25 protein-coding genes are annotated in these 26980 nt (G+C 62.7%); 13 read left to right on the forward strand and 12 right to left on the reverse strand.

The genetic code is table 11. From position 1 onward, the window contains the following. The first annotated feature begins 382 nt into the window (after window positions 1–382). The 5 genes from AC1DUY_RS25490 to AC1DUY_RS25510 all read left to right on the forward strand — a co-directional run bounded on the left by AC1DUY_RS25490 (window position 383) and on the right by AC1DUY_RS25510 (window position 7812). Window positions 383–886, forward strand: coding sequence for a helix-turn-helix transcriptional regulator (locus tag AC1DUY_RS25490; RefSeq protein ID WP_175368385.1), 504 nt, complete (start codon window positions 383–385; stop codon window positions 884–886). Then, window positions 883–2289: an MATE family efflux transporter gene (locus tag AC1DUY_RS25495; protein WP_231079783.1), complete on the forward strand. Its 1407-nt coding sequence runs from the start codon at window positions 883–885 to the stop codon at window positions 2287–2289. Before AC1DUY_RS25490 ends, AC1DUY_RS25495 begins: the two co-directional genes overlap by 4 nt. Before the next feature lie 168 nt (window positions 2290–2457). Next, a complete protein-coding gene (locus AC1DUY_RS25500; protein ID WP_478117963.1) occupies window positions 2458–3849 on the forward strand; it encodes an MFS transporter in 1392 nt (463 codons plus the stop codon). 198 nt (window positions 3850–4047) lie between these two features. Further along, complete coding sequence (glgA, locus tag AC1DUY_RS25505; protein ID WP_089265318.1) at window positions 4048–5469, forward strand: glycogen synthase GlgA; 1422 nt, start codon at window positions 4048–4050, stop codon at window positions 5467–5469. 129 nt (window positions 5470–5598) lie between these two features. Further along, window positions 5599–7812, forward strand: a complete 2214-nt coding sequence (locus tag AC1DUY_RS25510; protein ID WP_478117965.1) for an SLC26A/SulP transporter family protein — start codon at window positions 5599–5601, stop codon at window positions 7810–7812. A gap of 5 nt (window positions 7813–7817) precedes the next feature. Here the strand turns inward: AC1DUY_RS25510 and cnbZ are convergent, their stop codons facing one another. From cnbZ to AC1DUY_RS25540, 6 genes are read right to left on the reverse strand one after another with little or no spacing between them, the layout of a single operon-like run. Next, window positions 7818–8573, reverse strand: a complete 756-nt coding sequence (gene cnbZ / locus AC1DUY_RS25515; protein WP_478117967.1) for a 2-amino-5-chloromuconate deaminase CnbZ — start codon at window positions 8571–8573, stop codon at window positions 7818–7820. A 27-nt stretch (window positions 8574–8600) separates the two neighbouring features. Next, window positions 8601–9317 carry an ABC transporter ATP-binding protein gene (locus AC1DUY_RS25520; protein ID WP_478118210.1) on the reverse strand — a complete coding sequence of 239 codons (717 nt, stop codon included), beginning with the start codon at window positions 9315–9317 and terminating at the stop codon, window positions 8601–8603. A 7-nt stretch (window positions 9318–9324) separates the two neighbouring features. Then, window positions 9325–10086, reverse strand: coding sequence for an ABC transporter ATP-binding protein (locus tag AC1DUY_RS25525; protein ID WP_478117969.1), 762 nt, complete (start codon window positions 10084–10086; stop codon window positions 9325–9327). Continuing rightward, window positions 10079–11029: a branched-chain amino acid ABC transporter permease gene (locus AC1DUY_RS25530; protein WP_478117972.1), complete on the reverse strand. Its 951-nt coding sequence runs from the start codon at window positions 11027–11029 to the stop codon at window positions 10079–10081. The genes AC1DUY_RS25525 and AC1DUY_RS25530 overlap by 8 nt, the downstream gene beginning before the upstream one ends. Next, the gene (locus AC1DUY_RS25535) at window positions 11026–11892 is read right to left on the reverse strand and encodes a branched-chain amino acid ABC transporter permease (RefSeq protein ID WP_478117974.1); all 867 of its coding nucleotides are present in this window, start codon (window positions 11890–11892) and stop codon (window positions 11026–11028) included. The genes AC1DUY_RS25530 and AC1DUY_RS25535 overlap by 4 nt, the downstream gene beginning before the upstream one ends. A 28-nt stretch (window positions 11893–11920) precedes the next feature. After that, window positions 11921–13138 carry an amino acid ABC transporter substrate-binding protein gene (locus AC1DUY_RS25540; protein ID WP_478117976.1) on the reverse strand — a complete coding sequence of 406 codons (1218 nt, stop codon included), beginning with the start codon at window positions 13136–13138 and terminating at the stop codon, window positions 11921–11923. A gap of 158 nt (window positions 13139–13296) precedes the next feature. Between AC1DUY_RS25540 and AC1DUY_RS25545 the strand changes: the two genes are divergently transcribed. Then, a complete protein-coding gene (locus AC1DUY_RS25545) occupies window positions 13297–14202 on the forward strand; it encodes a LysR family transcriptional regulator (protein ID WP_478117978.1) in 906 nt (301 codons plus the stop codon). A gap of 5 nt (window positions 14203–14207) precedes the next feature. On the opposite strand, the gene hutX is transcribed toward AC1DUY_RS25545, so the two are convergent. The 3 genes from hutX to AC1DUY_RS25560 all read right to left on the reverse strand — a co-directional run bounded on the left by hutX (window position 14208) and on the right by AC1DUY_RS25560 (window position 17629). Further along, the gene (gene hutX, locus AC1DUY_RS25550) at window positions 14208–14714 is read right to left on the reverse strand and encodes a heme utilization cystosolic carrier protein HutX (RefSeq protein ID WP_478117980.1); all 507 of its coding nucleotides are present in this window, start codon (window positions 14712–14714) and stop codon (window positions 14208–14210) included. A 47-nt stretch (window positions 14715–14761) separates the two neighbouring features. After that, the gene (gene hmuQ, locus AC1DUY_RS25555) at window positions 14762–15100 is read right to left on the reverse strand and encodes a heme-degrading protein HmuQ (RefSeq protein WP_320445130.1); all 339 of its coding nucleotides are present in this window, start codon (window positions 15098–15100) and stop codon (window positions 14762–14764) included. A 147-nt stretch (window positions 15101–15247) separates the two neighbouring features. After that, complete coding sequence (locus tag AC1DUY_RS25560) at window positions 15248–17629, reverse strand: TonB-dependent hemoglobin/transferrin/lactoferrin family receptor (protein ID WP_478117982.1); 2382 nt, start codon at window positions 17627–17629, stop codon at window positions 15248–15250. Window positions 17630–17884: 255 nt separating this feature from the next. Between AC1DUY_RS25560 and hemP the strand changes: the two genes are divergently transcribed. From hemP to AC1DUY_RS25595, 7 genes are all read left to right on the forward strand, one after another. Then, complete coding sequence (hemP, locus tag AC1DUY_RS25565) at window positions 17885–18079, forward strand: hemin uptake protein HemP (protein ID WP_068735289.1); 195 nt, start codon at window positions 17885–17887, stop codon at window positions 18077–18079. Continuing rightward, window positions 18076–19056, forward strand: a complete 981-nt coding sequence (locus tag AC1DUY_RS25570) for a heme/hemin ABC transporter substrate-binding protein (protein WP_478117985.1) — start codon at window positions 18076–18078, stop codon at window positions 19054–19056. Before hemP ends, AC1DUY_RS25570 begins: the two co-directional genes overlap by 4 nt. A gap of 1 nt (window position 19057) precedes the next feature. Continuing rightward, window positions 19058–20155, forward strand: coding sequence for a FecCD family ABC transporter permease (locus AC1DUY_RS25575; protein WP_478117987.1), 1098 nt, complete (start codon window positions 19058–19060; stop codon window positions 20153–20155). Between the two features lie 5 nt (window positions 20156–20160). After that, on the forward strand, window positions 20161–20982 hold the full coding sequence (locus AC1DUY_RS25580; RefSeq protein WP_478117989.1) for a heme ABC transporter ATP-binding protein: 822 nt from the start codon (window positions 20161–20163) through the stop codon (window positions 20980–20982). A 144-nt stretch (window positions 20983–21126) separates the two neighbouring features. Beyond that, window positions 21127–21492: a response regulator gene (locus AC1DUY_RS25585; protein WP_068735283.1), complete on the forward strand. Its 366-nt coding sequence runs from the start codon at window positions 21127–21129 to the stop codon at window positions 21490–21492. 114 nt (window positions 21493–21606) lie between these two features. Beyond that, a complete protein-coding gene (locus tag AC1DUY_RS25590) occupies window positions 21607–22896 on the forward strand; it encodes an amidohydrolase family protein (RefSeq protein ID WP_478117991.1) in 1290 nt (429 codons plus the stop codon). A gap of 34 nt (window positions 22897–22930) precedes the next feature. Next, window positions 22931–24289 carry an FAD/NAD(P)-binding protein gene (locus AC1DUY_RS25595; protein WP_478117993.1) on the forward strand — a complete coding sequence of 453 codons (1359 nt, stop codon included), beginning with the start codon at window positions 22931–22933 and terminating at the stop codon, window positions 24287–24289. Here the strand turns inward: AC1DUY_RS25595 and AC1DUY_RS25600 are convergent. Genes AC1DUY_RS25600 through AC1DUY_RS25610 form a run of 3 tightly spaced genes read right to left on the reverse strand, consistent with a single transcriptional unit; the run spans window position 24286 to window position 26937 of the window. Next, window positions 24286–25059 carry an ABC transporter permease gene (locus tag AC1DUY_RS25600; RefSeq protein WP_478117995.1) on the reverse strand — a complete coding sequence of 258 codons (774 nt, stop codon included), beginning with the start codon at window positions 25057–25059 and terminating at the stop codon, window positions 24286–24288. The two genes, AC1DUY_RS25595 and AC1DUY_RS25600, sit on opposite strands and share 4 nt — an antisense overlap. Continuing rightward, the gene (locus AC1DUY_RS25605) at window positions 25056–25886 is read right to left on the reverse strand and encodes an ABC transporter ATP-binding protein (protein ID WP_478117997.1); all 831 of its coding nucleotides are present in this window, start codon (window positions 25884–25886) and stop codon (window positions 25056–25058) included. The genes AC1DUY_RS25600 and AC1DUY_RS25605 overlap by 4 nt, the downstream gene beginning before the upstream one ends. A gap of 22 nt (window positions 25887–25908) precedes the next feature. Then, window positions 25909–26937, reverse strand: a complete 1029-nt coding sequence (locus tag AC1DUY_RS25610; RefSeq protein WP_478117999.1) for an ABC transporter substrate-binding protein — start codon at window positions 26935–26937, stop codon at window positions 25909–25911. Window positions 26938–26980: the final 43 nt, after the last annotated feature.

A 26980-nucleotide genomic window follows, 5' to 3' on the forward strand; every position in this document is an offset into this window, starting at 1 on the left:
TGCCCGAGGGGGCAAGGCCGATATCGAGAAAACGCTGGCCGACATCGATGCCGGCTGCGACTGCAAGCGCTTGAGCTGTCATGGGATCAGACCTGTATGCGGGCAACCGGAGTGCCCTTGCGACTGTTCGATCAGACAAAACAGGCGAGATGCCCATGCCGGGTTACGGCCGATTGGGCCTGGAATCTAACGGGCTATCTCCGCCTGCCGTCACTATGCGCGTGACAGATCGCCAGATACAGGAATCTCGACATGGCTGAACACTTCGGGATTCCGGGTTCGCCTGCCAGCGGCTTCGCCGCTGACCTGCGCCCCGGAATGACAGTGGAGGGTCACCACCAAGTGACTTGCATGATGATAGTTACTCCCCTATCTTCCCACCATGGAGCGCAAGAGTTTCGAAAAACTGGAATGCCCGGTTGCCCGCAGCCTTGAGCGCGTCGGCGAGTGGTGGAGCATTCTGATCATGCGCGACGCCATTTACGGCATGACGCGGTTCGACCAGTTCCAGAAGAACCTCAACATCGCGCCGAACATGCTGACCCGTCGGCTGGCAGTCCTGGTCGAGGCCGGGCTGCTGGAGAAGCGGCTATATTGCGAAAAGCCACCGCGCTACGAATATATCGTGACCCCGCGCGGCCGGGATTTCCGCTCCGTGCTGTGGTCGCTGCAAAGCTGGGGCAACCGGCACTTCGCGCCTGAGGGTGAAAGCGTTGTTCTGATCGACAAGGAGACCGGCGAGACCGCCGATCCCATCCTGGTCGACCGCCGTACCGGCAAACCAATCACCGAAGCCACCCACGCCAATGCGCCCGGCCCTGCCGCCAGCGCACGCGTGCAACGGCGGCTCAGCAAACCGCGCCCGCAGAAGGACGGATCACCATGAAACTGGAAACGCCGCAGGCCATCGTCGCCGCCACGGCTGCGCCCGTCCACGAGATGAACCCGCGGACGCGGATGCTGCTGCAGGCGCCAATCGCCTCCACGCTGGTCAAGCTCGCCTGGCCCAATCTGCTGGTGATGCTGGCGCAGGCCTCCACCGGCCTGATCGAGACCTGGTGGGTGTCGCATCTCGGCAGCGACGCGCTGACCGGCATGGCCGTGGTGTTTCCCGGCTTCATGATGATGCAGATGCTGTCGGCTGGCGCCATGGGCGGCGGCATTTCCTCGGCGATTGCGCGTGCGCTCGGCGCAAGGCGCACCGACGATGCCGAGGCGCTGGTAATGCACGCGACCCTTATCAATATCCTGCTCGGCCTCATCGGCTCGGCGATCTTCCTGATCTGGGGCCGTGCGATTTACACCGCGATGGGTGTCAGCGGCGGCGCGCTGGACGCGGCCATGCAGTATTCCAACGTGGTGTTCGGCGGCAGCGTTTTAGTTTGGCTGATGAACGGCTTTGCCAGCATCATCCGCGGCACCGGCAACATGCTGGTGCCGTCGCTGTCGATCTGTATCGGCGTGGTGCTGCTGATCCCGCTGTCGCCGCTGCTGATCTTCGGCTGGGGACCGATTCCGGCGCTCGGCATTGCCGGCGGCGGCTGGGCTGTGGTGCTGTCCACCTTCACCGTCGGCGCGGTACTCGCCGGCTACATTCTCTCCGGCCGCTGCATCGTCCATTTCAAACTGGCGCGGCTGCGCTGGGATCTCTCAGCCGACATCTTGCGCGTCGGCGCCATCGCTGCGGTGATTTCGCTGCAGACGAGTTTCACGGTGCTGCTGACCACCGCGCTGGTCGGCGGCTTCGCCGGCGGCGACGCCGTGGCGGGCTTCGGCACCGGCGTCCGGCTGGAATATCTGATGGTGCCATTGGCGTTTGGGTTTGGCGGACCGCTGGTGGCGCTGGTGGGCACCAATATCGGTGCGGGACAGGAGCAGCGCGCGCTGCGGGCGGCGCTGATCGGCGGCGGCATGGTGTTCGTGATCACCGAAACCGTCGGCCTGGCGGCCGCGATCTGGCCGGCCGCGTGGCTCGGCCTGTTCGGGTCGGATCCGCAGATGATCGAGACCGGCAGCGCCTATCTGCGCATTGTCGGCCCGGCCTATGGCTTCTTTGGCCTCGGCCTGTCGCTGTATTTTGCCTCGCAGGGCGCCGGCAAGATGCTCTATCCGCTGCTGGCCGGCGTGCTGCGCCTCCTGATCTCGATCGGCGGCGGCTGGCTGGCGCTGCGGCTGACGGGATCGCTGACCTGGCTGTTTGCCTGCCTGACATTCGCCTTGGTGGTCTACGGCACCATCATCGTCACGGCGGTGGCGTCCGGCACCTGGTTCAAGACCAAGCCGGTCTGACGGCGATGTAATCGCCTGACAGCGATGTGATCAGCCGAAAGCGGATTTTCCGCTGGGAATAAAGATGTGCATATGCCTCATGCAGTTGCACGCCTGTAGGGGCAAAGCGAACTATCCTAGATAGCGCGGATCGGCAGCCAGTTCGGCCGCACCCAGGAATCCCCAGCTATGACAGACGGTATCGTGGCACAGGCTCCCCAGCCGACGGAAGGGCTGACGCCGAGCCAACAGCGTTGGGCGCGGCTTGCCATCTTTACCGCCCTTGCCATGGCCTCGCTCGATACCGCCATTGCCAATATCGCGTTGCCCTCCATCGCCAGCGACCTGCATGCCACGCCAGCGGACGTGATCTGGGTCGTCAATGTCTACCAGATCGCCATGGTCGCCACGCTGCTGCCGTTCGGCGCGCTGGGCGAGATCGTCGGCCATCAGCGCATCTATCTCGGCGGACTGATCCTGTTCACGATCGCGTCGGTCGCCTGCGCATTCGCGTGGTCGCTGGACACTTTACTGTTCGCGCGGGTGCTGCAGGGCCTCGGCGCCGCCGGCGCCATGAGCGTCAATGCCGCGCTGGTCCGTGTGGTTTATCCCCCAAGCCATTTCGGCCGCGGGCTCGGTCATAACGCCCTCGTCGTCGCGACGGCCTTCACCCTCGGCCCCACCATCGCCTCGGGCATCCTGTCGGTTGCAACCTGGCCCTGGCTGTTCGCGATCAACCTGCCCTTCGGCCTCGCCGCCATTGTCATCAGCCTCAAGACACTGCCAAAGACCACGCGCGCCACCCATCGTTTCGATTTTCTCGGTGCCCTGCTGACCTCGCTCTGCCTTGGCCTGCTGATCCTCGGCATCGACAGCGCCGCCCATCACACGGCGCCATCCATCGTCGTCGCAGAACTGGTTGCCGGCCTGTTGTTCGGCTGGCTGCTGCTCCGCCGGCAGGCCGATCACCCAGCACCGATGCTGCCGATCGACCTGTTTCGCCGCCCATTGTTCGCGCTATCGGCGGCCACGGCGGTTTGCTCCTTCTCCGTCCAGGGCCTCGCCTTTGTGTCGCTGCCGTTCTATTTCGAAGAAGTTCTGCATCGTTCGGCAGTCGAGACCGGCTTCTTCCTGACGCCCTGGCCGCTGGTCGTCGGCATCATGGCGCCGATCGCCGGCCGGTTGTCGGACCACTATCCCGCCGGGCTTCTTGGCGGTATCGGCATGGCCCTGCTCGGCATCGGCATGGTGCTGCTGGCCACCCTGCCGCCCGATCCGAGCGTCGCCAATATCGTTTGGCGGATGGTGATCTGCGGCGCCGGCTTCGGCTTCTTTCAGGCCCCGAACATGAAGGCGATCATGTCGAGCGCGCCGGCCGGCCGCAGCGGCGGCGCCAGCGGTATCGTGGCCACCGCCCGGCTCACCGGGCAGAGCATGGGCGCGGCACTCGCCGCCTTCTGCTTCGGCCTGTTCGGCCATGGCGGCGCGACCTGGGCGCTGGCGCTCGGCGCCGGCTTTGCCGCGCTCGGCTGCGTCATGAGCTTCCTGCGGCTGATCGTCCCGTCGTCACCCAGTCACTGATTTCAGAGATAATTTAGCGAACTCACATTTCTCTTTTGCAATGCCGTATTAAGTGATGTGATATACTGCAGTGCAGAGACAGATATTTTGCAGCGCAAGTAACAAAACTGAGTTCCATTGCCCTTCGGTTCCATAAGTACCCAAAGACGCTGGACCAGTTTCGTATCCTTGTAGCCGCGGCGGGCACGAGGGCATTTCTTGAGGGTACTGTTCGTCACTCCAGAGATTGACGACTTCATCCGGGTGGGCGGCCTTGCAGCCGTGTCCGCCGCCCTCCCTAGAGCCTTGCGCATCTGGACCGACGTTCGCATCATCCTTCCCGGCTACCGCGACGTCGTCACGCAGTTTCCTGACATCGAGATCGTCGGCGAATGCCCGGCACTGGCGGAAATGCCCGCCTGCTCGGTTGGCCTCGCCGCGACCAAGGATGGGCTGCCGATCTATATCCTGCTATGCCCGCAGCTCTACGATCGTCCAGGCAACCCTTACGGCGATGCCTGCGGCCGCGACTGGCCGGACAACGACATCCGCTTCGCACGCTTCGCCTCCGCAGCGGCACTGCTCGCCTCCGGCAAGCTCGACAAGAACTGGTCGGCCGATCTGGTCCACGCCAATGACTGGCAGGCGGCCTTGGTGCCGGCCTATCTCGCCTGGAGCGGGGTGAAGATCCCGACCATCCTGACGATCCACAATCTCGCTTATCAGGGCCTGTTTCCGAAGTCTTCGCTGCGCCGGATCGGTGCACCGGCGGAGTCGTTCCATATCGACGGGCTGGAATTCTATGACAAACTTTCCTTCCTCAAGGGCGGGCTGATCTACTCGTCGCACCTCACCACGGTGAGCGAGACTTACGCGCGCGAGATCACCACGCCGGAACTCGGCTGCGGGCTGGAAGGCCTGCTGACCAAGCGCTCCAACGAGTCGCGGCTCACCGGTATTCTCAACGGCATCGACGAAAGCTGGGATCCGCGCGTCTGCGCGGAGCTCATGAGACCGTTCGGCGCGGGCGACTGGGAAGCCAAACGCGCCAATGCCGACGGGGTACGTCAACAATTTGGGCTCGCACTCTCCCGCGGGCCCATTTTTGGTTTGGTCGCCCGCCTCGTGCATCAGAAGGGCGTCGACCTCGTATTGTCGGCGGCCGACGCCATCGTGTCCGCCGGCGGACAGATCGTCGTGACCGGCCGCGGCGAGACCGAACTGGAGAATGCGCTGATGGACGCGCATCGCCGCCGTCCGGATGCGATCGGCGTCGCCATCGGCTTCAACGACCGCGAGGCGCGTCGGATTTTCGCCGGTAGCGACTTCACGCTGATGCCGTCGCGCTTCGAACCGTGCGGCCTGAGCCAGATGTATGCGCAGCGCTTCGGCTCGCTGCCGATCGGCCACCAGACCGGCGGCCTCGCCGAAACCATCGTCGATGGCGAGACCGGCTTCCTATTCACGCAGCCCTCCACCGAGTCATTTCTGGGCGGCATCCTGCGGGCTTTCGCGACCTATGGCTCCAAGGATCGCCTGAACTCGATGCGCCGCAGCGCCATGTCGAAATCCTTCAGCTGGAATATTTCTGCCGCCAGCTACAGCGCGCTGTATCGCAAGACGATCGTCGCCGGGGTTTAGCGCGGGAAATCGGCAGGCGAACCCCGATCTTGGCTTGCGGATCAGTTCCGTTTCACAATAATGGCGAAAGCTGGCAACAACCATCATCCATGAAGACGTGGCCGGTCCCTCCGTGATGAAGGCCAGCCCGTGCTCAAAGCTTCGCCTCCCGCCGAGCCGCTCGTCGACTGGCGATCGGAAATCAGCGCCGGTCTGATCTCCAGCCTCGTCTGTCTGCCACTCTGCCTTGCTTGCGGACTGCTGGTGTTTGCGCCGCTCGGCCCCAACTATGTCGCGGCCGGCGCTGCAGCCGGCCTGTATGGCGGCGCCATTGTCGGACTTGTCGCGGCCGTGGTCGCCACCTCCTCCTATATCGTGACGACGAGCCGTGTCAGCATGGCCCTGGTGCAGGCCGGCCTGACCACGACGCTGGTCAATGATGCCACGCTTACGAGCCAGCCCGCGATGATCGTGACCGCGATCATGCTGTGCTTGTTTCTGGCCGGGCTGTGGCAGGTCCTGTTCGGACTGCTCGGCCTGACACGCGCCATCAAATTCGCGCCGCACCCGGTACTCACCGGCCTGCTCAATGGCGTCGGGATGCTGATCGTGATTTCCCAGTTCAAGCCGTTCTTTGCCGCGCATACGCTGTGGCCGAACAAACCCGCCATGCTGGTTTACGTCGTAGCCTTGGCGCTCTTTGTTCTGAACTATCCGGCAATAGCAGGCTGGTTGCGGCTGCCGGACTGGCTGCGGAAGATACCGGGATCGCTTGCAGGCTTCATCGCCGGCACCGCGCTCTACTATCTGATCAGCGTCCCGACCGGTCTCGATCTCGGGCCGACCATCGGTGAGATCCATGTCAGCTTCCCGCCGGCCATGCCGCTCGGCGCAGTGTTCAACGGCTCGATCACGCCGGAACTGACCGCCGTGCTTCCGCATGTCGTGCTGGTATCGCTGGTGCTGGCGATCATCGGCACGGTGGAGACCATGCTGGCGTTTCGCGTGGCACAGCAGCTCGACGATACGCATATCCATCCGGTGCGCGACCTCGCCGCGCAGGGCATCGCCAATGCGGCAGCAGCGCTGGGCGGCGGCATCGGCGGATCGGCGATCCCTTCCGTCATCCTGCTTGGCTATCGCATGGGCGGCCGCACGCGCTGGACCAGCATTTTCGTGGCTCTCAGCCTGTTGGCCATCACATTCGCGCTGTCGTCGGTGCTCGCACAGGTGCCGCGTGCGGTGTTCGCCGGCCTGCTTCTGGTGATCGGCATCGTGCTGTTCGATCGCTGGAATCTGCAACTGCTGGCCGATGTCAGACACAAAAGCGAGCCGCAGGTTCGCCGCCACGCCGTTTATAATCTGATCGTTGTACTCGCGGTGATGACCGTGACCGTGTTCAGCTCGGTGGTTTCCGGAGTCATTGTCGGGATCATCCTGTCCTGCATCATCTTCGTCATCAATATGAGCCGGCCGCTGGTGCGCCGCGCCCATCTCGGCGACACACTGTTCTCCAAGCGCATTCGCTCGGCCCACGATCTCGCGATCCTGCAGCAGACCGGACAGCAGCGCGCCATCCTGCAGCTCGAAGGCGCGCTGTTCTTCGGCAATGCCGACGACCTCTCGCTCCGCGTCAAGGACTTGTTCAACAGCACGGATATGATCCTGCTCGACATGGGTGCCATCTCCGACCTCGACGTGTCCGGCATCAACGCATTGCGAACCCTGCGCCAGAAGGCGACTGAAAAGAAACGGCGACTGATCTACTGCAATGTCCGGCCCGTCCATGCCGCCATCATCGGCAACGGGATCGAGCACGACGCGGCATCGCCGCCAATGACACAAGATCTCGACTCCGCACTGGAGTGGATGGAGCAGACCGTGCTCGACCGCTCCGCTGCGAGGCAGGGGCAAGCGGATGAACTCACGCTCGAGCAGATCGACTTTCTCGATGGCGTTTCCACCAACGAGATGGCCGAACTGACTGCAGTAATGACCAGACGCGAATTCGCATGTGGCGATACGATCTGCCGCGAAGGCGACGCCGGCGACCGGATGTGGCTGATCCTGAAAGGGAGCGTCAGCGTGTTGCTGCGCACCGACGGACATCACGAGCGACGCCGCATCGCCGGACTTGGCCGCGGCACGACGGTCGGAGAAATGGCGCTGGTGGAATCGGTGCCACGCTCGGCGACCATCGTCGCCGACGACGCGGTGGTCTGCTACGAATTCCCGCGCGACGGCTTCGACCTGATCCTGAAGAAAAATCCGGTGCTCGCCACCAGGCTGCTGGGCAACCTGGCGCGCGAACTCACCCGGCGACTACGGCAGACCTCGCAAGATCTGCGCATCAGTCATCATTGAGGCGGTTAAACCTCGACCACGCGCTCCACATGCACGCGGCGGCAATCCATCTCGTATTCGAGATCGACGACCGGCGGACGGTTGAAGTGCCAGGTCAGGCCGTTGCGGAACACGCCACGACGACCGAGTTCGCTTTCCAAGAGCGCATAGACGTCGCGCACGGTGTAGAGCTGCGCGCCGGTGGTCTGGTCCCAGGTGCCGGAGAATGCGCTCATGCGGCGCTCCATCTCGTCGAGCACGAACTTGGCTTTTTCCAGCATGCCCGACGGGCTGATGTCGCCGAGACGCACGGTGTTGTCGCGATAGTCGCCCTTGCCTTCCGCGGCCTCGCCGCTGCCGGCGATGACGAAGGATGCCGGCGCATTCGGCGCGACGGTCGTGAACGAGAAAGCGTGGAAGCCGGGCTCCGACGGCGGATCGATCTTCGGACACACATTGCTGCGCGCGATGGGATTCACGCGATCCTTCATGATGCCCCAGTCTTCGAGGCTCTTGATGTAGATCTCGTTGAAGTCGATGAACCCCTGCTCCGTGAACGGCGCCGGCGAGCGCAATTCGCAGGCCGCAAAGGCGGTCAGCGGCCGGCCGGCGGCCTTGATGATCTCGGCAACCCTGGCGAAGCCTTCCTTCAGCGGAACGACTTTGGAGAAGCGCACGCGCTCCAGCGCAAAGCCGGGCAGCGCACCGACGCCGCAGGAATACTGGAACACGCCCGGCATGTAACGGTAGCCGCTATTGGGGGCTTCGACGGTCTCGATCATGGTTGGCCTCTTCAGGTGAAATCAAAGTCAGTCTTCGAGGACGCCGAGATAGGCGTCGCGAATGATGGGATCGGCCAGCAATTCGGCGCCCTGCCCGGTGCGCACGAGGCGGCCCATATCCATGATGTAGGCGTGATGGCAGAGATCGAGCGCCGTGGTGACGTCCTGCTCCACCAGCAGGATCGACATGCCTTCGGCATTCAACTGACGCAGCGCTGCAACCAGTTGCTCCACCAGCAGCGGCGAGAGACCGAGCGACAATTCGTCGATCATCAGGAGGCGTGGCGCGCTCATCAGCCCGCGGCCGATGGCGCACATCTGTTGTTCGCCGCCGGAGAGCGTAGCCGCGGCCTGATTGCGGCGCTCGCGGAGCTTCGGAAAGGTCGTGTAAACCCGATCGAGATCGCGATTGAGCTCGGTACGGCTGACGCTGCGCGAATAGGCGCCCATCAGCAGATTGTCCTCAATGCTCATGGCGCCGAACAGACGGCGCCCTTCCGGCACATGGACGATGCCATGGGCCAGCATCTGCGCCGCCGTCGCCTTCGACAGATCGACGCCTTCGGAGAAATATTTGCCTGATGTCAGCGGGATCAGCCCGGACAGCGCACGCATCAGCGTAGTCTTGCCGGCGCCGTTGGAGCCGATCAGTGCAGTGATCTCGCCGGAGCGCACCACCATGTCGATGCCCCACAGCACCTGGATTTCGCCGTAACCGGCGCAGACCTGATTGAGTTCGAGCATCGGATGATCAGCCACGGGCAGCGTTCCGTTGTGCATATTGTTGGCCGAGATAGGCATCGACGACAGCGGGATCCTTGATGATGTCGCGCGGCGCACCGTCGGCAATCAGCCTGCCATTATGCAGCACCGCGATGCGGGTGCAGACATTGAGGACGACCTTCATCAGATGTTCGATCATGACGATGGTGATGCCATCGGCGGCGAGCTGATGGATCAGTTTTGTCGCACGCTCGACCTCGGCGCTGTTGAGGCCGGCATTGACCTCGTCGAGGAACAGCAGCTTCGGCTTCATCGCCAGCGCCTTGGCCAGCTCCAACCGCTTGCGCATCGCCAGCGTCAACGTCGCTGCGGATTGATCGGCTTGGGCATCCAGACCAACGAATGCGAGATGCGCGAGCGCTGCCTCGCGGGCCGACTTCAAGCTCTCGCCCGGCTGCGAGAACAGAGCGGCGGCAGCGACATTGTCGAGCGCCGAAAATTCCGCGAAGGGCTGCACGATCTGGAAGGTGCGCGACAGGCCGAGCCGCGCCGACTGATAGGTCTTGATGCGCGTGATGTCCTTGCCGTCGAAGGTGACGACGCCAGACGAGGCCGGTGTCACGCCGCAGATGGTGTTGACCAGCGTGGTCTTGCCGGCGCCGTTCGGGCCGATCAGGCCGACCACCTCGCCCTTGTTGACCGACAGCGAAACATCGCTCAGCGCCTTCAGCCCACTGAAGTTTCGCGAGACGTTGCTGAGATGCAGGATTTCGTGACCGGGCTTAGACATGCTTTGCCTTTCGTCCGAACAGCCTGCGCCAGATCTTGCCGGCATGTAGCGAGACCAACCCATGCGGCAGGAACAGCAGCAGCAGGATGATGAGGACGCCCAGCACGCCCGAATGGATCTGGATGTAATTGCGCCAGACCACTTCCTCGAGGCCGAGATAGACGAAGGCGCCACAGACCACGCCGAGCGGCGAACCGAGCCCGCCCATCAGCGCCATCACGATCGGCTTCACCGAATAGAGGATGTCGAATACATCGGACGGATCGATGTAGTGAACCCAGGCCGCATAGAGCCCGCCGGCGGCGCCCACGAAACAGGCGGACAGGCCGAAAGCCACGGCCTTGTAGAGCGTCGAATTGAGACCGACCATGTTCGAGGCCGTCTCGTTCTGCCGGATGCAATTCAGACCGAAGCCGAGCTTCGACATCGAGACTGCGATGACGACGAGCGCGGTGATCAGCAGCAATCCCCACATCGCGTAAAAGAAGAACGTCGCGTCGGAAAGGACACTGGAGCCGGACACCAGCGGGATATTCAGGCCCATGCCGCCGCCGGTGAGGTCGGTGGCGTTGTTGACGAGTTCGCGGAACACTTCGACCAGCGAGAGGCTGGCGATGGCGAAGTAATGGCCGCGGAGGCGAAGCAGCACCGCACCGAGCGCTGCAGCAAGCAACAGGCACAATACCAGCGACCCCAGCAGCGACAGGGGCAGCGGCACGCCCTTGTTCATGAGAATGCCGGTGGTGTAGGCGCCGAGCCCGAAGAAGGCGGCCGTCGCGAAAGACGGGTAACCGGCAAAGCCACCGACGATGTTCCATGACAGCGCGAAGATCGCATACATGCAGGCCATGGTGCCGAGACGCAGCGCATAGGCGTCGCCGAACAGCGGCAGCGATGCTACGCAGGCAATGAGGACGAGAAGCGCGATATTGGTCCGGGTCATTCAAAACCCTTTCGGCCGAGCAGGCCCTGCGGCCTGACCACAAGGAAGATGATGAGCAGGACGAAGGACAGCGTCACCGCATGGGCCGGGCCGAGATAGACCGAGCCCACGCCTTCGACCAAAGCCAGCAAGATGCCGCCCGCCAATGCGCCGGACACGCTGCCGAGTCCGCCGAGCACGCAGACCACGAAGGCCTTGCCGAGATAGGCTGACGAGGTCAGCGGCGAGATCGGGAAGATCAGCGCCATCAGCACACCGGCGCAGCCGGCGAGCGCCGCACCGAGACCGAAGGCGATGGCGTAGATCGATTTGACATCGACGCCCATCAGCACGGCGGCATCGCGGTCGAGCCGGACCGCCACGATGGCCCGCCCGACCTTGGAGCGGCGCAACAGCAGGTAAAGCAGGAAGGTCAGCGCCAATGCGGAAGCCGTCGCAATCAGGCGATCGACGGGGACGACCACATCGAAGATCGAGACCGAGCCCGTTGGCGGATTGAGGATCAGCTTCCGATAATCGGCCTTGAAGTAATAGATCATCGCATTGTTCAGGATCAGATCGAGCCCGAAGGTCAGCGTCAGCGTCACCAGCACCGGCGCGGTGATGACGCGGTTGAGCAGCAGCCGTTGCAACAGATAGCCGAACACGAAGAACGCCGGCGCGGCGATCAGCAGCGCATACCACGGCGACAGCCCGAGCGAATTATACGCGCCCCAGGCCAGATAGGCGCCAAGCACGATGAACGAGCCGTGGATCAGGTTGATGACGTTGAGCACGCCCCAGACCAGCGAGAAACCGATCGCGATACAGGCATAGAGACACCCAAGCACGAGTGCATTGATCAGGACCTGAATGGCCAGCATATCGATCCCCCGCCGATCCCAGCCGTGCTCAGTTCACGCCGAGCTTGAAGTCGCCCTGCTTGATGGCGTCGGGGAACAGCACCACGGGCTTGCCGGCCTGGATCTGGAAGACCGGAGGTTCGAGTGAGTTGATCTGGCCATTGGCGCCGAACTTCACCGGCCCCCAGAAGGTCACGACGTCCATCTTGGCGAGTTCGTCACGCACCTTGTCGCGATCCAGCGAACCGGCCTTTTCGATGGCCATCTGGAACAGCGCACCGCAGACCGCAGCCGACGCATGGGCGTAGTCGGGCTCAAGCTTGTATTTGTCCTTGAACAGCTTCACGAAGTTGGCCGTGGTGCCGAAAATGTCCTTGCCGTTGTACTGTTCGGCCGGATGCCACCACGAGGCGCTGGAGATATTCTCGGCGCTCTGCCCGGCGGATTCGATGAATTCCTGATAGGCCGGACCGGCGATCATGGTCACGACATTGGCCTTCATCTGCTGATCGACCATCTGCTTGCGGATCAGCAGGAGATCGTTGGTGTAACCGGTGACAAACACCCATTGCGGATTCAACGACTTGATCTGCGACAGGGTTGCGGAGTGGTCGAGCGTGTTGATGGCGTATTTTTCGAAGTACACGACCTCAAGACCGTTGGCCTTGGCGGACTTTTCCATTTCCTGCGCGATGGCCAGCGGGAACAGATCGTTGCGCGCGAGGATCGCAACCTTCTTGACGTCCGCCGCCTTGGCCTTGACGAGCTGCGTCAAGGGCGTGGTCAGCGTGTCGTTCGGCGTGAAGGTGCCGAACAGATATTTGTAGTTCTGGTCGTAGACCTGGGATGACGATGCCGTCGCGGCCAGCATCGGCACCTTGTACTTCTCGGCGATCGTGCTGGCGGCCTTGGCGGCGCCCGAACCGAACGGGCCGAACATGAAGTTCACCTTGTCCTGGGTGATCATCTGTTCGGTGGTCTGCACCGAGCGCGGCGTGTTGGACTGGTAGTCCGAATAGACGATCTCGACCTTGTACTTCTTGCCGCCGACATCGATGCCGCCGGCCTTGTTGGCCTGCTCGGCCCAGAGGTCATAGCCCTGCTGCTGCTTCACGGCTTCCGGCGCCAGCGGCCCGGTAATCGGCAGCGGCGCGCCGAAGCGGATCACATCCTGGGCCGAGGCCACCGAGGATGTCGCTCCCAGGCCAGTCGCAACCAGCAGGAGGGATGCGGAAAAAGCCGAGACAGCAAGCCGGGGATGAAACATCCAAATTCTCCATCGATGACGGGACCGTGACCTGATCAAAACTCTGTCAAATTTAGATTTCGAATAAAAGCATTGAATTTCGATGTGAGAGGTCTGAAAATCAGAACGCTAGTCAGGTCCTGCCATCGCGCTGGGCAGCCAGCCGCGAGGGACTGAGCATGATCGAATCCACCGCCATTCGCTATTTTCGCGTGGTTACCGAGTCCGGCTCGATCAAACAGGCCGCCGCAGCGCTCCGCATCGCCCCCTCCGCCATCAGCCGGCAGGTGCAGGGGCTGGAGGAGGAGCTTGCGGTCAAGCTGTTCGAGCGCGGCGCGCGCGGCATGAACCTGACCGATGCCGGCCACGTGCTCTATCGCTATGCAGTCGAAAACCGCAGCCAGCTCGACGGGCTGCGCAGCCAGGTCGAGGAATTCGCATCGCTGCGCCGCGGCCAGGTGAAGATCGCCACCGTCGAAGGCATGCTGTCGAGCTTCCTGCCCAACTCTTTCGTCGACCTGTCGCAGCAATATCCGGGGATCACACTATCTGTAACTGCCGTGGGCGCTCGCGATGTGGTCGAGATGGTCAGCCAGAACGAGGTCGATCTCGGCCTGATCTTCGGCCGCGCGCCGCGACGCGATCTGATCGAACTCGGACGCATGCGGCAACCGGTCTGCCTGATCGTCGCGCCCACGCACCCGCTGGCCGGCCAGAACTCATACGCGATGAAGGATCTCGCGGGATTGCGCGTGATCCTTCCGGACCCATCCTTCGGCATTCGTCAGGAACTCGACAAATCCTGCGCACAGGCCAGTGTGCGGCTGGAAATGTGCAGCGAGACCAACTCGCTGGCCTTCACCCAGACCGTCGCTGCCCGCACCGATCTTGCGACGTTCCTGCCGATGGTCTCGGCGACGGCGGCCATCAATGCCGGCACACTGGTCGCGATCCCGCCGCGCGACCGCAGGCTTGAGTCAACACAGGTGACGCTGGTGCAGTCGGCCGCGCGCATGGCATCGCCTTCGACGCGACTGGTCGCCGAGATGCTGGTGGCGCAGATGAAGGACAGTGAAGAAGGGTAGACGCCTTAAGCAGCGAGCTTTCCAGCCAGCGCGCGGAAACGCTCAAGCTGATCCTGCTTCAGCGCACGGGTCTCATCGCGGCCCACGAAGACCTTGAACATCACGCCGCCATCGACATTGAGGAATGCGACGAAAGCCGACGACTTGCCCATGAAGGGCCGCTCGACAAACGCCACGCCACCGCAGCGCTCGTGACGCAGATGGCCGTGCAAGCCCTTGGGCTGCGTCAGATTATAGTAGCCATGACCGATGGCCCCCGGCGACAGCGGCGCCGTGGTCTCGAAGATGCCGTCCTCGGTATGCACGATCAGCGTCACCTCGCCCCATTCGGCGATATCCGTCATCGCCGTGACGAACGCATCGGCACCGCCGCCGATGGTCACCATCCCCTCGGGCAGCGCTTCAAGCACCGCACGCGCCGTGACGCCCCGCTCACGCGCAACGGTCTCGATCGCGGCGCCGGGATTCTCCGCCATATAGGTCTTCAGCGCGGCGAGATCCGTATTCAGCATGAGATGGCTCCGTGATCGATCATTGATGTGAGATGCAGTGCCTGCGATCAGGCCGCAGCGCTCTTGCGGCGCTCAGACTGGATCACCTCGAAACCCTCAAACTTGGGGTGACCGAGATAAAGACTGGCGCCTTCCGACTTATTGTCGGCGCGGGCATGCGCCTTGCGGAACTGCTCGGACTTGGTCCAGCCCTCGAAGTCCGACTTGCTCGCCCAGACCGTATGCGACGAATACAGCGTGTGATCCTCGGCCACCGGCCCCTTCAGCAGGCTGAACTCGATGAAGCCCGGCAATTCCGAGAGATAGGATTCGCGGGTCGCCCAGATGTTTTCGAAAGCGGCTTCGGATCCGGTTTTGACCTGAAAGCGGTTCATGGCGATGAACATGGGTAGTCTCCTGTTTTTGACGCCGTCTGAGGCGAAACTAGTAGTCTTTTTGGCAAGATCATCAAGCATGCAAGGAGCCGCGTCGGGACATCGACGCGGCTCCGGGGATTGAGATCAGGCGGCTACAGTTGCCGATCTTCCCGTTGATTATCCACCGAAGTGATACCGCAGACCGCCCTTGAAGACGATACCAGCGCCGGCGCTGGCCCACTTCACGTCGTTCTGAGTATCCCCGCTTGAACCCAGCGGCAGTGCATATGGCCGATAGTACTGGTTCAGAACATTCTCGACCGAGAGGTTCAACGTCAGATCCTGCGTCGGCCTGAAGGCGAGATAGAGGTTCACGAGGTCATAGGAGGTCCCCGCCAAATAGGTGGCAGGAATATCGGTATTTGCCTTGGCCGCGGTCCACATGGCGGACAGGATCAGGCGGTTCTCGAACAGACGCAGACCTGCGGTCGTGGTGACCTTCTGCGGCGGAATGCTGTAGAGGCCGATATTGGTCTGCGTGTTCTTGCCATCCTGCACCGTGGCAGCGACGCCGACGAACCAGGTATTGGCATCATACATCGTCTCCGCTTCGAAGCCCTGGATGCGGGCATTGGCGATGTTCTGATACTGCAGGAACGGAAGAACCGTGATGCTCGGCGCCGGGGGCGGACCGGTCGGCACGGAAAGCGGCGTTCCGAACGCGACCTGATCGATATAGTCTTCGACATCGTTGCGGAAGAAGTTGAACTTGCCACGGAAGCTATCGCCAGCAACGAAGAGATCGTTCTTCTTCACATTGAAGCCGATTTCCTTGTTCTTGCCGACTTCGGGCCGCAGGTTCGGGTTAGGAACGAAGCAGAATGTCGAATCTGCACCTGCCCCCGGCGTTCCCGACGGGCAGCGGAAGAACGAGTCGTTGATCGTGGCGCCCGCGTGAGGACCGCTGACGAGCGTCTCGGTGATGGATGGCGCGCGGTAACCCTCGGCATAGCTCACATAAGGCGTGACGACCGCCGTCGGCAACAGACCGAGCGTGATCTTCGGAGACAGGCGATCACCGCTCGACGAGGTGGTAGCTGAGTCTAGCTGATAGTTATCGTAACGCACGCCGCCGATCACCTCGAGCAGCGAGGTGTAGTTGGCCTTCCACTGCGCGAAACCACCGGACACGGTGCGCTTTCCAGACGGCGTCGTCACGTCGGACGTGCCCCGCAAGTCGTTGGTTGTCACCTTGTCCTGGAATGCGTCGAAACCATAGGTCACGGCATGACGCCAGTCACCGGTTTCGAAGCGCGACGTATTGTGAACGTCGATACCGAAAGTATCCAGCAGATAGCCGCGATTGCTGCCGATACAACCGGTCACTGCGTTGCCGGGCACTCCGCCGCAAAACGCACTGGGTGTGGTCGTGGTATTGAAGGTCTTGATCTGGTCGTTTTCCGTACGATTCCAATAGATCTTTGCGTCCCAATCGAACAGTTTGTCGTCGGGCTGCGAATATTTCCATCCGAGCGTCGTCGTGTAGTTCTTCACGTCCGTACGATAGATCGACGTACCGTTAAGATTGTTCGTGCCGTTCGCATTGGTGGAATTCGGATCGCCTGCGCGACGCGCCGGCTGGCCCACGTTGTAAAGGTCTTCCTGAAAGATTGTGCCGAGCTTAACTTCGTGCCCGTCGGCCGGACGAACGGTCAGCTTGGCAATGCCGCTGGACAGACGGTTACCCGTATTGGCGACCTCGAAGCCCGTACCGTCCCGGTAGCTTTCCTGTGTGCTGTAGGTACCACCCGCAAAGAAATCGACATTGGGATTGATACGTACGCCGCCGAAGGCCGAACCGAGCGCACGGCCATAGTTGCTGCCGATCACGCTGTTGACGTCCACGCCCCAGGTTTCGCCCGGACGCAGAACGTCCTGTATGTCCTTGGTGCGGAACGAAGCGACGCCGCCGATGGCACCCGAGCCGTAGATATTTGCGGTGGGGCCGCGCACGATATCGATGCCGCCGATCAGCTCGGGGTTGAGGAAGAACGAGCCGTTGGCGAAGTGACCGGTGCGCTGATAGTTCTGACGGGCACCGTCGACAACCACGGCGACACGGCCGAAGTCTTGCAGACCGCGGATGTTGATAGAGGTTGACGGCTCGTCGCCGCGGTTCTGCAGCCAGACGCCCGGGACGTTATACAGCAGATCTCCGACCGTGCTGGCCTGGCGGCCCTGAATTTGCTCCAGCGTGACGACACTGACCGGAGCGAGCGCATCGATCGCACGCTCTTCTGTTTTCGATGCGGTCACTGTAATCTCGTCGAGCGACTGACCGGGGCGACCAATCTGCGCGCGTGCGCTGGCAACCTGCGCCGGCACGGCCGCCGGCTTGGCGGCTGCACGCTTCTTCTTGGCGGGTTTCGGCTTTTGCGGCTGCACGTCGCCTGCCTGCGCGGCGGCCTGTGCCAAGGCGGTCTCGGAGACCAACGCCCCCATTGATACGATCGACACACCCAACAACAAGGCGCGCGTAGTCATGCCCCCAAGAGCCATAGCCTAATCCCCAAACACAAATTTCAACGGATCGTGGCTGGCTGGCGCTGCACGAGGCAGTGAGCTTGCTGGCTCTCGAATGCGACTCGGGGACCCCTGCCACCAAGTTGCCATTTTCGATTACGGTTCATTAACGGGGGGGTCAAGCAATCCCCGCCCTGTTTATACTGATTATAGACTGCAGTGCTTGGCGATGAGGTGCGACAAAACCTATAACGATGACAGAGACTTTTACGGATGGGATAGATCGGCGCTATGGATACGGGTTCTCACGACGGCAGCGCTGCCGCTCACGCCAAATCCTCAGCCGGACGCAATGTGGTCATAAATGGCGACCGGATGGACAGCAAGGAGCTGTTCGCGGATCAGCGTGAGTTGCTGATTACGCATGGCGACGAGACTTATCGCCTGCGCCTGACGTTCCAGAACAAGCTGATCCTCACCAAATGACCGCCGGTCTCCCCGTTCGACGTCATCGCATCGCGCATGCACTGCAATGTGTAGCGCTTGCCGGCACGCTGGTATTCTCCGCCGCGGCCTCAGCCGAAAACGCCGTTGTGCGCGACGCACGCGGACGCGACGTCACAATCGGCCATCCGACCCGCATCGTCTCGATCGGCGGCGCGGTGACCGAAATCCTTTATGCCCTCGGCGCTGACGACCGTATCGTCGCCGTCGACACGACCAGCCTGTATCCACCGAAGGCCATGGCCGACAAACCCAATGTCGGTTACATGCGGCAACTCTCTGCGGAAGGCGTACTGGGGCTGAATCCGCAACTGGTACTGGCGATTGCGGGCTCCGGCCCAAAGGAAACCATCGACGTCATCGACGCCGCCAAGATTCCGCTCATCATGGTGCCGGATACGTTCACCGAAGCCGGCATGGTGGAGAAGATCCGGCTGATCGCCAAGGTCGCGGGCGTCGAGGCACGCGGCGAATGTCTCGCCAACGCCGTGGCCGGCGATCTTGCCGCGCTGCGTGAATTGCGCGCCAAGGTGAAGACCCCGCCAAGGGTGATGTTCGTGATGTCCTTCCTCGATGGCCGCGCCATGGTCGCAGGCCAGAAGACGGCAGCCAACGAAATCATCAAGCTGGCCGGCGGTGTGAATGTCGCGGACAGTTTCGACGGCTACAAGATCATGAGCGATGAAGCCATCGCCGCAGCCAAGCCGGATACCGTGCTCTCGATGGAGCGCGGCAAGGATACGCTGCAGGCCGACACCGTGTTTGCCAGCCCGGCATTCGCACTGACGCCGGCTGCGAAGACCAGGAGCCTGGTCGCCATGGATGGCCTCTATCTGCTCGGCTTCGGTCCGCGCACGGCCGCCGCCGCACGCGACCTCGCCGTCAAGCTCGACCCGGCGCTGTCGTCCGAGGCTGCAACGTTCAAGCCCGTCTCGCTCGCCGTCAACTGCCGCCAATAAGATGAGCGCTGCCGACGCCAAGCTGACTGCGTTTGTCAGAACGACCGGTCGGGTGCGTCGCCCTGCCACCGTTATCGTGTTGTGCGGCCTGCTCGCGGCACTGCTGCTGACGGTGCTGCTTGCCGCCACCGTGGGTGCCGCCGGCATTCCCCTTACCCGCCTGCCCGCTGCGCTTGGCCTGACGGCCGCCGATCCCGCCAATCCATTTGCCGCCCGCGATCAACTGATCCTGTGGTCGATCCGGATTCCGCGCATTGCCATCGCCGCCATGATCGGCGGCATGCTGGGTGCCGCCGGCGCGATCATGCAGGGCCTGTTTCGCAATCCGCTCGCCGATCCGGCGCTGGTCGGCGTCTCCAGCGGCGGGGCATTTGCTGCAGCGGGCGCCATCGTCATCAGCGACAGCCGCTTTGCGCATTACGTTGCTTTTCTGCAGCCGTTTCTGTTGCCGCTGGCGGCTTTCATCGGCTCGCTGCTGACAACGATCATTCTGTACCGGATTTCCAGCCGCAGCGGGCGCACGTCGATTGCGCTGTTTCTTCTCGCCGGCATCGCCATCGCAGCCATCGCCAATGCGGGTATCGGGCTTCTGGTGTTCATCGCCGACGACCGTCAGCTCCGCGACATCACATTCTGGCTGCTCGGCTCGCTCAGCGGCGCCACCTGGAGCAAGGCGGCAACGATTGCGCCTATGCTGGCGCTGGGCCTGATCGGCATGCTGTTCACCAGCCGCGGCCTCGATGTGCTGATCCTCGGCGAATCCGAAGCGTTTCATTCCGGCGTCGATGTCGAGCGCCTCAAGCGCATCTGCATCGTGCTGGTCTCCGTCATGACGGGCGCTGCGGTTTCCGTTTGTGGCGTGATCGGTTTTGTCGGCATTGTGGTCCCGCATCTGCTTAGGCTGATGATCGGACCGGGTCATCGGCTGTTGCTGCCGGCATCCGTCGGCCTCGGCGCCAGCCTGCTGGTCGGCGCCGATACGCTGGCCCGCACCATCGTCGCTCCGGCCGAGATGCCCATCGGTATCCTGACTGCCGCCGTGGGCGCGCCGATATTCCTGCTGATTCTGCTGCGTCAGCGCGGGCTGGTGGGGCTGTGACACCGATGGCCGACGCTCCCGTCCTCACAGCATCCGGCATCTCGCTGACCATCGGCCAGGCCACGCTGCTCAATCATGTCGATCTCGCCATCACCAGCGGCGAGATGGTCGCCATCGTCGGCCCCAACGGCGCCGGCAAGTCGACACTGCTACGCTTGCTGTCGGCCGATCTGCGTGCGTCGCGCGGCGCCATCACGCTGAAAGGCCGCGACCTCCACGCCTGGTCGCCCGCCGAACTGGCGATGCGGCGCGCGATGCTGTCGCAACATGTCAGTGTGAGCTTTCCATTCACGGTCGAGGAAGTCGTGCAGATGGGTCGGGGCAACCTGCCGCTGGCTTCTGCGCAAGCGCTCGTCAATGCCGCCATCGATGAAGTGGGCCTTGGTGACTTCCGTCATCGCGAATTGCCGACGCTCTCCGGCGGCGAGCAACAGCGCGCGCATTTCGCGCGCATCCTCGTACAGCTCGCCTGCGGTGAAGCTGTGCATGGTCCTGGCATCCTGTTGCTCGACGAGCCGACCTCATCACTCGATCTGCGTCACCAGATCGAACTTGTCGAAATTTCGCGGGAGCGTGCACGCAACGGCACGGCCGTGATCGCAGTGCTGCACGATCTCAATCTCGCCGTTCGGTTTGCTGACCGCATCATCGTGATGCGGAACGGCGCCGTTGCAGCCGAAGGAACGCCTGCGGAAACGATCACCAGCGATGTGATCCGCCGCGTGTTCGATATCGACGTCGTCGTTGCACGTACCGACGATGGCGCGCCCTATCTGCTGCCGCAGATGATGCAACAGATTACAAACTCAACATCCGTAACGGCTTGACTGCAGCTCTCCAGAGCGCATCATCATGTTCAAGCATGCATGTGCACAAGCAACATTGTTGCTCACGGGAACTCACTTTTATCTGAACCCCTGATGAACTCACGCATTGCCCTCCTGTCGCAACCAAACCACGGAGGCTCCCCCATGGGTTATGCACACAGGTCGACAGCGCTGGTGGTCGAGAACGACGAAGCACAACGCACACTGGTCAGCCTGCTGCTCGAAGAGAGCGAGATGAACGTCATCGAATGCGAAAGCGCGGAGGCGGCCGTACTGGTGCTGGAGGAATCCGGCGACAATGTTGCGATGGTCTTCACGGACGTGGAACTCGCAGGCATGATGGACGGCATCGAGCTCGCTTATCTCGCCAAGCAACGATTCCCCGATATGCATGTGATTGTGACGTCGGGTGCGCCTCGCGTGCGTCGGCTGCCCGACGGCACACTGTTCATGGCCAAGCCATGGAGCCCGATCGATCTGCTCCGCGCCGCACAACAATCGTTTCACTGATACAGGTCAAATCGGTCCGCGCGGACCGGCGGATGCCGCCCGCGTGGACCGTCTTGCATTGCTGCAGCGCAACGCCGATAATTCGGCGACCACACCTGCAGCAGCAAGGGTTTCATGCCGTTCGACCTCCTCATTCGCAACGCCACGCTTCCCGACGGCCGCACGGGCCAGGATATCGCCATTGAATCGGGCCGTATCGTCGCGGTGCAGCCCAATCTGGCGGAAGAGGCCGGACGTGTGATCGATGCCGCCGGGCACCTGGTCTCGCCGCCATTCGTCGACATCCACTTTCACATGGATGCGACGCTATCGCTCGGCCTGCCGCGGCTGAATGTGTCGGGTACCCTGCTCGAGGGCATCGCGCTGTGGGGCGAATTGAAGCCACACCTCACCTATGAGGCACTGGTCGAACGCGCGCTGCGCTATTGCGATCTCGCGGTGGCACAGGGCCTGCTCGCGGTACGTACCCACGTGGATATCTGCGACGACCGGCTGCTGGCTGTCGATGCGCTGCTCGACGTCAAGAAGCAGGTCGCGCCCTATCTCGATCTCGAACTGGTGGCGTTCCCGCAGGACGGCTATTTCCGCTCGCCCACGGCTGCGGAGAATCTCAAGCGCGCGCTCGACAAGGGGGTCAGCATCGTCGGCGGTATTCCACATTTCGAGCGCACCATGGCCGATGGCGCCGCATCGGTGAAGGCACTCTGCGAGATCGCCGCTGCGCGCGGACTGCGCGTCGACATGCATTGCGACGAAAGCGACGATCCGCTGTCACGCCACATCGAAACGCTGGCCTATGAGACCCAGCGGCTGGGATTGCAGGACCGCGTCGCCGGCTCGCATCTGACCTCGATGCATTCGATGGACAACTACTATGTCTCGAAGCTGCTGCCGCTGATCGCGGAGGCCGGCGTCGCTGCGATCGCGAACCCGCTGATCAACATCGTGCTGCAGGGCCGCCACGACAGCTACCCCAAGCGCCGCGGCCAGACCCGCGTGCCGGAGATGCGGCCCTACGGCATTAACGTGGCCTTCGGCCAGGACTGCTGCATGGACCCGTGGTACTCGCTGGGCTCGGCGGACATGCTGGAAGTCGCACATATGGGCCTGCATGTCGGACAGATGACCAGCCGCGATGCAATGCGATTCTGTTTCGACACCGTCACTACCAATCCGGCCAAGATCATGGGCCTCGACGGCTACGGCCTCGATGTCGGCTGCAACGGCGACCTCGTGCTGCTGCAGGCCCGCGACCCTATCGAGGCAATCCGGCTGAAGGCGACGCGGCTTGCGGTCGTGCGCCGTGGCAAGGTGATCGCCGAGACGCCCGCGCGGATCGGCCGGCTCGTGCTCGATGGCCGCCCAACATCGGTCGATCCGGCCGCCTACGCGCCGCCGACCTGATCTCTCGACCCTCTCCCTCGCATCGTTTGGCAGCATGACATCAGCCTCTCCCCATTCTCTGCGCATTGCCGTTATCGGCGGCGGCGTGGCCGGCGCATTCGCCGGCATCATTCTGGCCAGGCTGCCGCAGATCGGGCCGATCACCGTGCTGGATCGCGACGGCGCGTTCGGGCGCGGGCTCGCCTATTCCGCGAAAGCCGAGTGGCACCGTATCAACGTCCCAGCCTCAAAGATGGGCGGACTCGGCGCCGAAGATAACGGCTTCGTCGAATGGCTAACGGAGACCGGCCAGGCGGACTGGCCGGACTATTCAACCTCTTTCGTGCCCCGCCGGGTCTATGGCGACTACATCTCGACGAAGTTCAACGAATTGACGGGCAGCGGACGCGTAACACCGCGGCAGGATGTGGCTCTGAGTGTGACGCGGCAGGGCGATGGTTATCGCGTTGCGACAGCATCGGGTGCGACCATCGACGCCGATCTGGTGTTCCTCTGTCTTGGCAACCAGCCGCCGTCGCCATTTCCCGGCATCGAGGCATCGCCGCGCTCGATCACTAATGTCTGGGCGCCGGGCGCGCTCGATCCGATCGGCAATGACGATCGCGTGCTGGTCATCGGCACTGGCGCCACCGCCGTCGATATGGTGATCGATCTCGTCCATCGCGGCATGCGCGCGCCCATCACGATGGTGTCGCGGCGCGGGTTGCTGCCGCTGATCGACGTGCCGGCACAGACCGATCCCGATCCGATGAACTCATTCCCGGTGCCCACCGCGCGCGGCCTTCTGGCGGCATTGCTCAGGGACACCCGCCGCAAGGTTGCCGCGGGCATTCCATGGCAGACGATGGTCGATACGTTTCGATTGTCCATCGGTGAACTCTACAGGAACGCCTCCGAAACCGAACGTGCCCGCTTCGCGCGGCATCTGCGCGCGATCTGGATGGTGCATCGGCATCGGCTGGCGCCCGACGTCGCCGAACTGCTGGAACAGTTGCAGCGAGACAAGCAGCTCGATGTGATCGCGGGTCGCATCACCAGTGCAGTTGCGACACCGTCGGGACATGACGTGACCATCCGCAAGCGCGGACACGGCGAGACGATCAACCTCGCCACCAACTGGATTCTGAACTGTACCGGCCCGGAAGAGCGTTATGATCGCCTGGGCGATCCGCTCATCAAGTCGCTGCTCGCAACCGGGCAAGCGCGGACCGGCTTCAACGGCCTGGGCCTCGATGTCGCCCCAACCTGCGAACTGCGTGACAGCGCCGGTCGTGTTCAGCCCGGCTTCTATGCCATCGGCCCGGCGACGCGCGGCGCGTTCTGGGAAGTGACTGCGGCGTCCAATATTCGGCGGCAGTTGCTGGCCGTGAGCGAGCAATTGAAGACGCTCTAGCCCTTCCGCCACGGCACGATGGCGCGCTCCAGCGCGTCGAAGCCGGCATTCATCACGAAGCCGATAATCGCAATGACAAACAGGCCGACATACATGGTCTGGACGTCGAACAGCTCCCACGCATTCCAGATCATGTAACCGAGGCCCTGCTTGGCGCCGACCATCTCGGCGATGGCGATCAGCACCAGCCCCATGCCGGCGCCGAGCTTGATGCCGGTCATGATCAGCGGCAATGCGCCCGGCAGCGCCACGGTGCGAAACATGTTGAAGCGGCTGGCGCCGAAGTTCCGACCAACATCGAGGAATATCGGTGCGATCTGGCGCACGCCAGCCGCGGTGTTGATGACCACCGGATAGAACACGCCGATCGCGACCATGGCGATCTTCGAGCTTTCACCGAGGCCGAAGATCAGCAGGATCAGCGGCAGCAGCGAACTTTTCGGAATTGGATAGGTCGCCGAGATCAAGGGATCGAAAGCGGCCCGCACGGGGCGATAGAGCCCGATGGCAAGCCCGATCACGATGGCCGGCACGCAGCCGACGATAAAACCTGCTGCGAGACGATACAGGCTGGCTCCCACATGACGCCACAGCGCGCCGGAGGAAGCGAGTTCGAACAGATGCCCAATGATGTCAGAAGGCGCCGGAAAGAACCTGACATCCATGATGCCGGTGCGCGCGCAGATTTCCCACAGGCCCAACAGCACCAGCGGCGACAGGATGCTGATGGTGCGGTCGCTCCACAGTGAGCGAGTCTGGCCCGCGCTCATGCCTTGCTCCCCGGCTCGCGGCTGCGCGCGCGATCGACCTCTTCGCGGAGTTGCGCCCAGATGTCATAGACCAGTTCGCCGTAAGCCGGCGTGTGCCGGAGTTCGACGACATTGCGCGGCCGCGGCAGATCGACCGGCACGATGGTCTTGATGCGGCCGGGGCCAGCCGTCATCACCATGATGCGGTCGCCCAGCGTCACGGCTTCATCGACACTGTGAGTGATGAAGACCACGGTCTTGCGGCTCTCTTCCCAGATCCGCAGCAGCTCTTCATGCAGCAGCGTCTTGTTCTGCTCGTCGAGCGCCGAAAACGGCTCGTCCATCAGCAGGATATCGGGATCGTTGGCAAAGGCGCGCGCGATGGAGACGCGCTGGCGCATGCCGCCGGAGAGCTGATGCGGATAGAGCGTTCGCGCGCCATACATGCCGGTCTTGTTCAGGTAGTGCCCGACCACGTCGTCGATGCGCGCCTTCGGGACATTGCGCATCGTCAGGCCATAGGCGGCGTTGTCCCATACGGTCATCCAGGGAAACAACGAGTCCCCCTGGAACACCATGGCGTTCTGCGGATGACCGGGCTGCGGATTGGCGATGTCGATCCGGCCCTCCGACGGCGCATCCAGCCCGGCAAGCATGCGCAACAACGTGGTCTTGCCGCAGCCGCTCGGGCCAACCACCACGAAGAAGGTGCTGGCCGGGATATCGAGCGTGATCCGGTCCAGCGCCAGTTGCGTATCGTGCCGCTTGGTGACGTCGCGCAGGCTGATCTTCGGCGCGGCTGCTGAACCGCCATCCGGGATTTCTGCTGCTGTCGTCGGCACCGTCATCGCCACACTTCTCTTCACCGTTTCACTTGGGCCGTGCGAACGGCCCCAGGACTGGCTTCAGTGCATCGACATAGGACATGTCGACGACCTTGGCTGCCTCGATGTCGCTGGTGACCAGCCCGCGCGACTTGAAGTAAGCGAGATCGGTCTCGACACTGGGCAGATTGATCTGGCCGTCGGGATCGATGAACACCGGCACGATCTGATGCAGCAGCGCCGTGTCCTTGATGCCCGTCATCTCGGCAATGTCCTTGATCATGTCCTCGGCGCCGGGCCCCGCGATCTTGCCGTCCTTCAGCGTCGCAGCATAAGCGCGCACCCCGCGCAGATAGGCCTTGAGAAACGCCGTCACTGTTTTGCGGTCCTCGGCAAACTTGCCATTGATCAGCAGCATGGCTGTCTGCTGCACCGGATAGAAATCGTCGAGGCCGACGAAGCGCACGGCGGCATTGTTGCGCACCATCGCCGTCACGCCCGGCTCCGCTGAAATCGCCGCGTCGATCGCCTTGTTGGCGAAGGCGGTGAGATGCTGCGGGAATGGCAGGAAGACCTTTTCGATGTCCTCGTCCTTTAGCCCGGCCTTCTTCAGCGCCTGGTTGATAACGGACTCGTCCGCCGCACCATTGGCGATGATCGCGACCTTCTTGCCCTTGAGATCCGCAAGCGACTTGAAGGCGCCAGACTCGATCAGATCCTTGCGCACCATCAGCGCCTTGTAGCTATAGCCCGCGATATTGGTGCCCTTGTCCGCCACCATCTTCAGCTTGAGACCGCGATTGACGGCGTTATAGAGTCCGGCGGAGGCCGCGCCTGCCGATGCGTCGAGATCGCCAGCGCCGAGCGGCGCCACCATCTTGGCGCCGGAATCGAACGGGATCAGTTCAACCTTGACCCCCTCTTCCTTGAAGTAGCCGCGCTTCTCGGCGAGGAACAGACCGATATCCGATGACAGATTGGTCGTCCCGACCTTGACCGTCTTCATCTCCTGCGCGTGTGCAAGACCCAGCATCGACATCGCAACACCGGCGGCAACAAGCAGACGTTTCAGCATGATCGGTCCTCTTTATCTCGCATGAAGATGATACGGCAGAACG

The organism is Tardiphaga sp. P4_G1 (assembly GCF_056401215.1).

Excerpts from the sequence above, each read along its gene's own strand:
- AC1DUY_RS25490 (WP_175368385.1), top strand. The coding sequence starts at position 383 with ATGGAGCGCAAGAGTTTCGAAAAACTGGAATGCCCGGTTGCCCGCAGC.
- AC1DUY_RS25495 (WP_231079783.1), top strand. The coding sequence starts at position 883 with ATGAAACTGGAAACGCCGCAGGCCATCGTCGCCGCCACGGCTGCGCCC.
- AC1DUY_RS25500 (WP_478117963.1), top strand. The coding sequence starts at position 2,458 with ATGACAGACGGTATCGTGGCACAGGCTCCCCAGCCGACGGAAGGGCTG.
- cnbZ (WP_478117967.1), bottom strand. The coding sequence starts at position 8,573 with ATGATCGAGACCGTCGAAGCCCCCAATAGCGGCTACCGTTACATGCCG.
- AC1DUY_RS25520 (WP_478118210.1), bottom strand. The coding sequence starts at position 9,317 with ATGCTCGAACTCAATCAGGTCTGCGCCGGTTACGGCGAAATCCAGGTG.
- AC1DUY_RS25525 (WP_478117969.1), bottom strand. The coding sequence starts at position 10,086 with ATGTCTAAGCCCGGTCACGAAATCCTGCATCTCAGCAACGTCTCGCGA.
- AC1DUY_RS25530 (WP_478117972.1), bottom strand. The coding sequence starts at position 11,029 with ATGACCCGGACCAATATCGCGCTTCTCGTCCTCATTGCCTGCGTAGCA.
- AC1DUY_RS25535 (WP_478117974.1), bottom strand. The coding sequence starts at position 11,892 with ATGCTGGCCATTCAGGTCCTGATCAATGCACTCGTGCTTGGGTGTCTC.
- AC1DUY_RS25540 (WP_478117976.1), bottom strand. The coding sequence starts at position 13,138 with ATGTTTCATCCCCGGCTTGCTGTCTCGGCTTTTTCCGCATCCCTCCTG.
- AC1DUY_RS25545 (WP_478117978.1), top strand. The coding sequence starts at position 13,297 with ATGATCGAATCCACCGCCATTCGCTATTTTCGCGTGGTTACCGAGTCC.
- hutX (WP_478117980.1), bottom strand. The coding sequence starts at position 14,714 with ATGCTGAATACGGATCTCGCCGCGCTGAAGACCTATATGGCGGAGAAT.
- hmuQ (WP_320445130.1), bottom strand. The coding sequence starts at position 15,100 with ATGTTCATCGCCATGAACCGCTTTCAGGTCAAAACCGGATCCGAAGCC.
- AC1DUY_RS25560 (WP_478117982.1), bottom strand. The coding sequence starts at position 17,629 with ATGGCTCTTGGGGGCATGACTACGCGCGCCTTGTTGTTGGGTGTGTCG.
- hemP (WP_068735289.1), top strand. The coding sequence starts at position 17,885 with ATGGATACGGGTTCTCACGACGGCAGCGCTGCCGCTCACGCCAAATCC.
- AC1DUY_RS25570 (WP_478117985.1), top strand. The coding sequence starts at position 18,076 with ATGACCGCCGGTCTCCCCGTTCGACGTCATCGCATCGCGCATGCACTG.
- AC1DUY_RS25575 (WP_478117987.1), top strand. The coding sequence starts at position 19,058 with ATGAGCGCTGCCGACGCCAAGCTGACTGCGTTTGTCAGAACGACCGGT.
- AC1DUY_RS25580 (WP_478117989.1), top strand. The coding sequence starts at position 20,161 with ATGGCCGACGCTCCCGTCCTCACAGCATCCGGCATCTCGCTGACCATC.
- AC1DUY_RS25585 (WP_068735283.1), top strand. The coding sequence starts at position 21,127 with ATGGGTTATGCACACAGGTCGACAGCGCTGGTGGTCGAGAACGACGAA.
- AC1DUY_RS25590 (WP_478117991.1), top strand. The coding sequence starts at position 21,607 with ATGCCGTTCGACCTCCTCATTCGCAACGCCACGCTTCCCGACGGCCGC.
- AC1DUY_RS25595 (WP_478117993.1), top strand. The coding sequence starts at position 22,931 with ATGACATCAGCCTCTCCCCATTCTCTGCGCATTGCCGTTATCGGCGGC.
- AC1DUY_RS25600 (WP_478117995.1), bottom strand. The coding sequence starts at position 25,059 with ATGAGCGCGGGCCAGACTCGCTCACTGTGGAGCGACCGCACCATCAGC.
- AC1DUY_RS25605 (WP_478117997.1), bottom strand. The coding sequence starts at position 25,886 with ATGACGGTGCCGACGACAGCAGCAGAAATCCCGGATGGCGGTTCAGCA.
- AC1DUY_RS25610 (WP_478117999.1), bottom strand. The coding sequence starts at position 26,937 with ATGCTGAAACGTCTGCTTGTTGCCGCCGGTGTTGCGATGTCGATGCTG.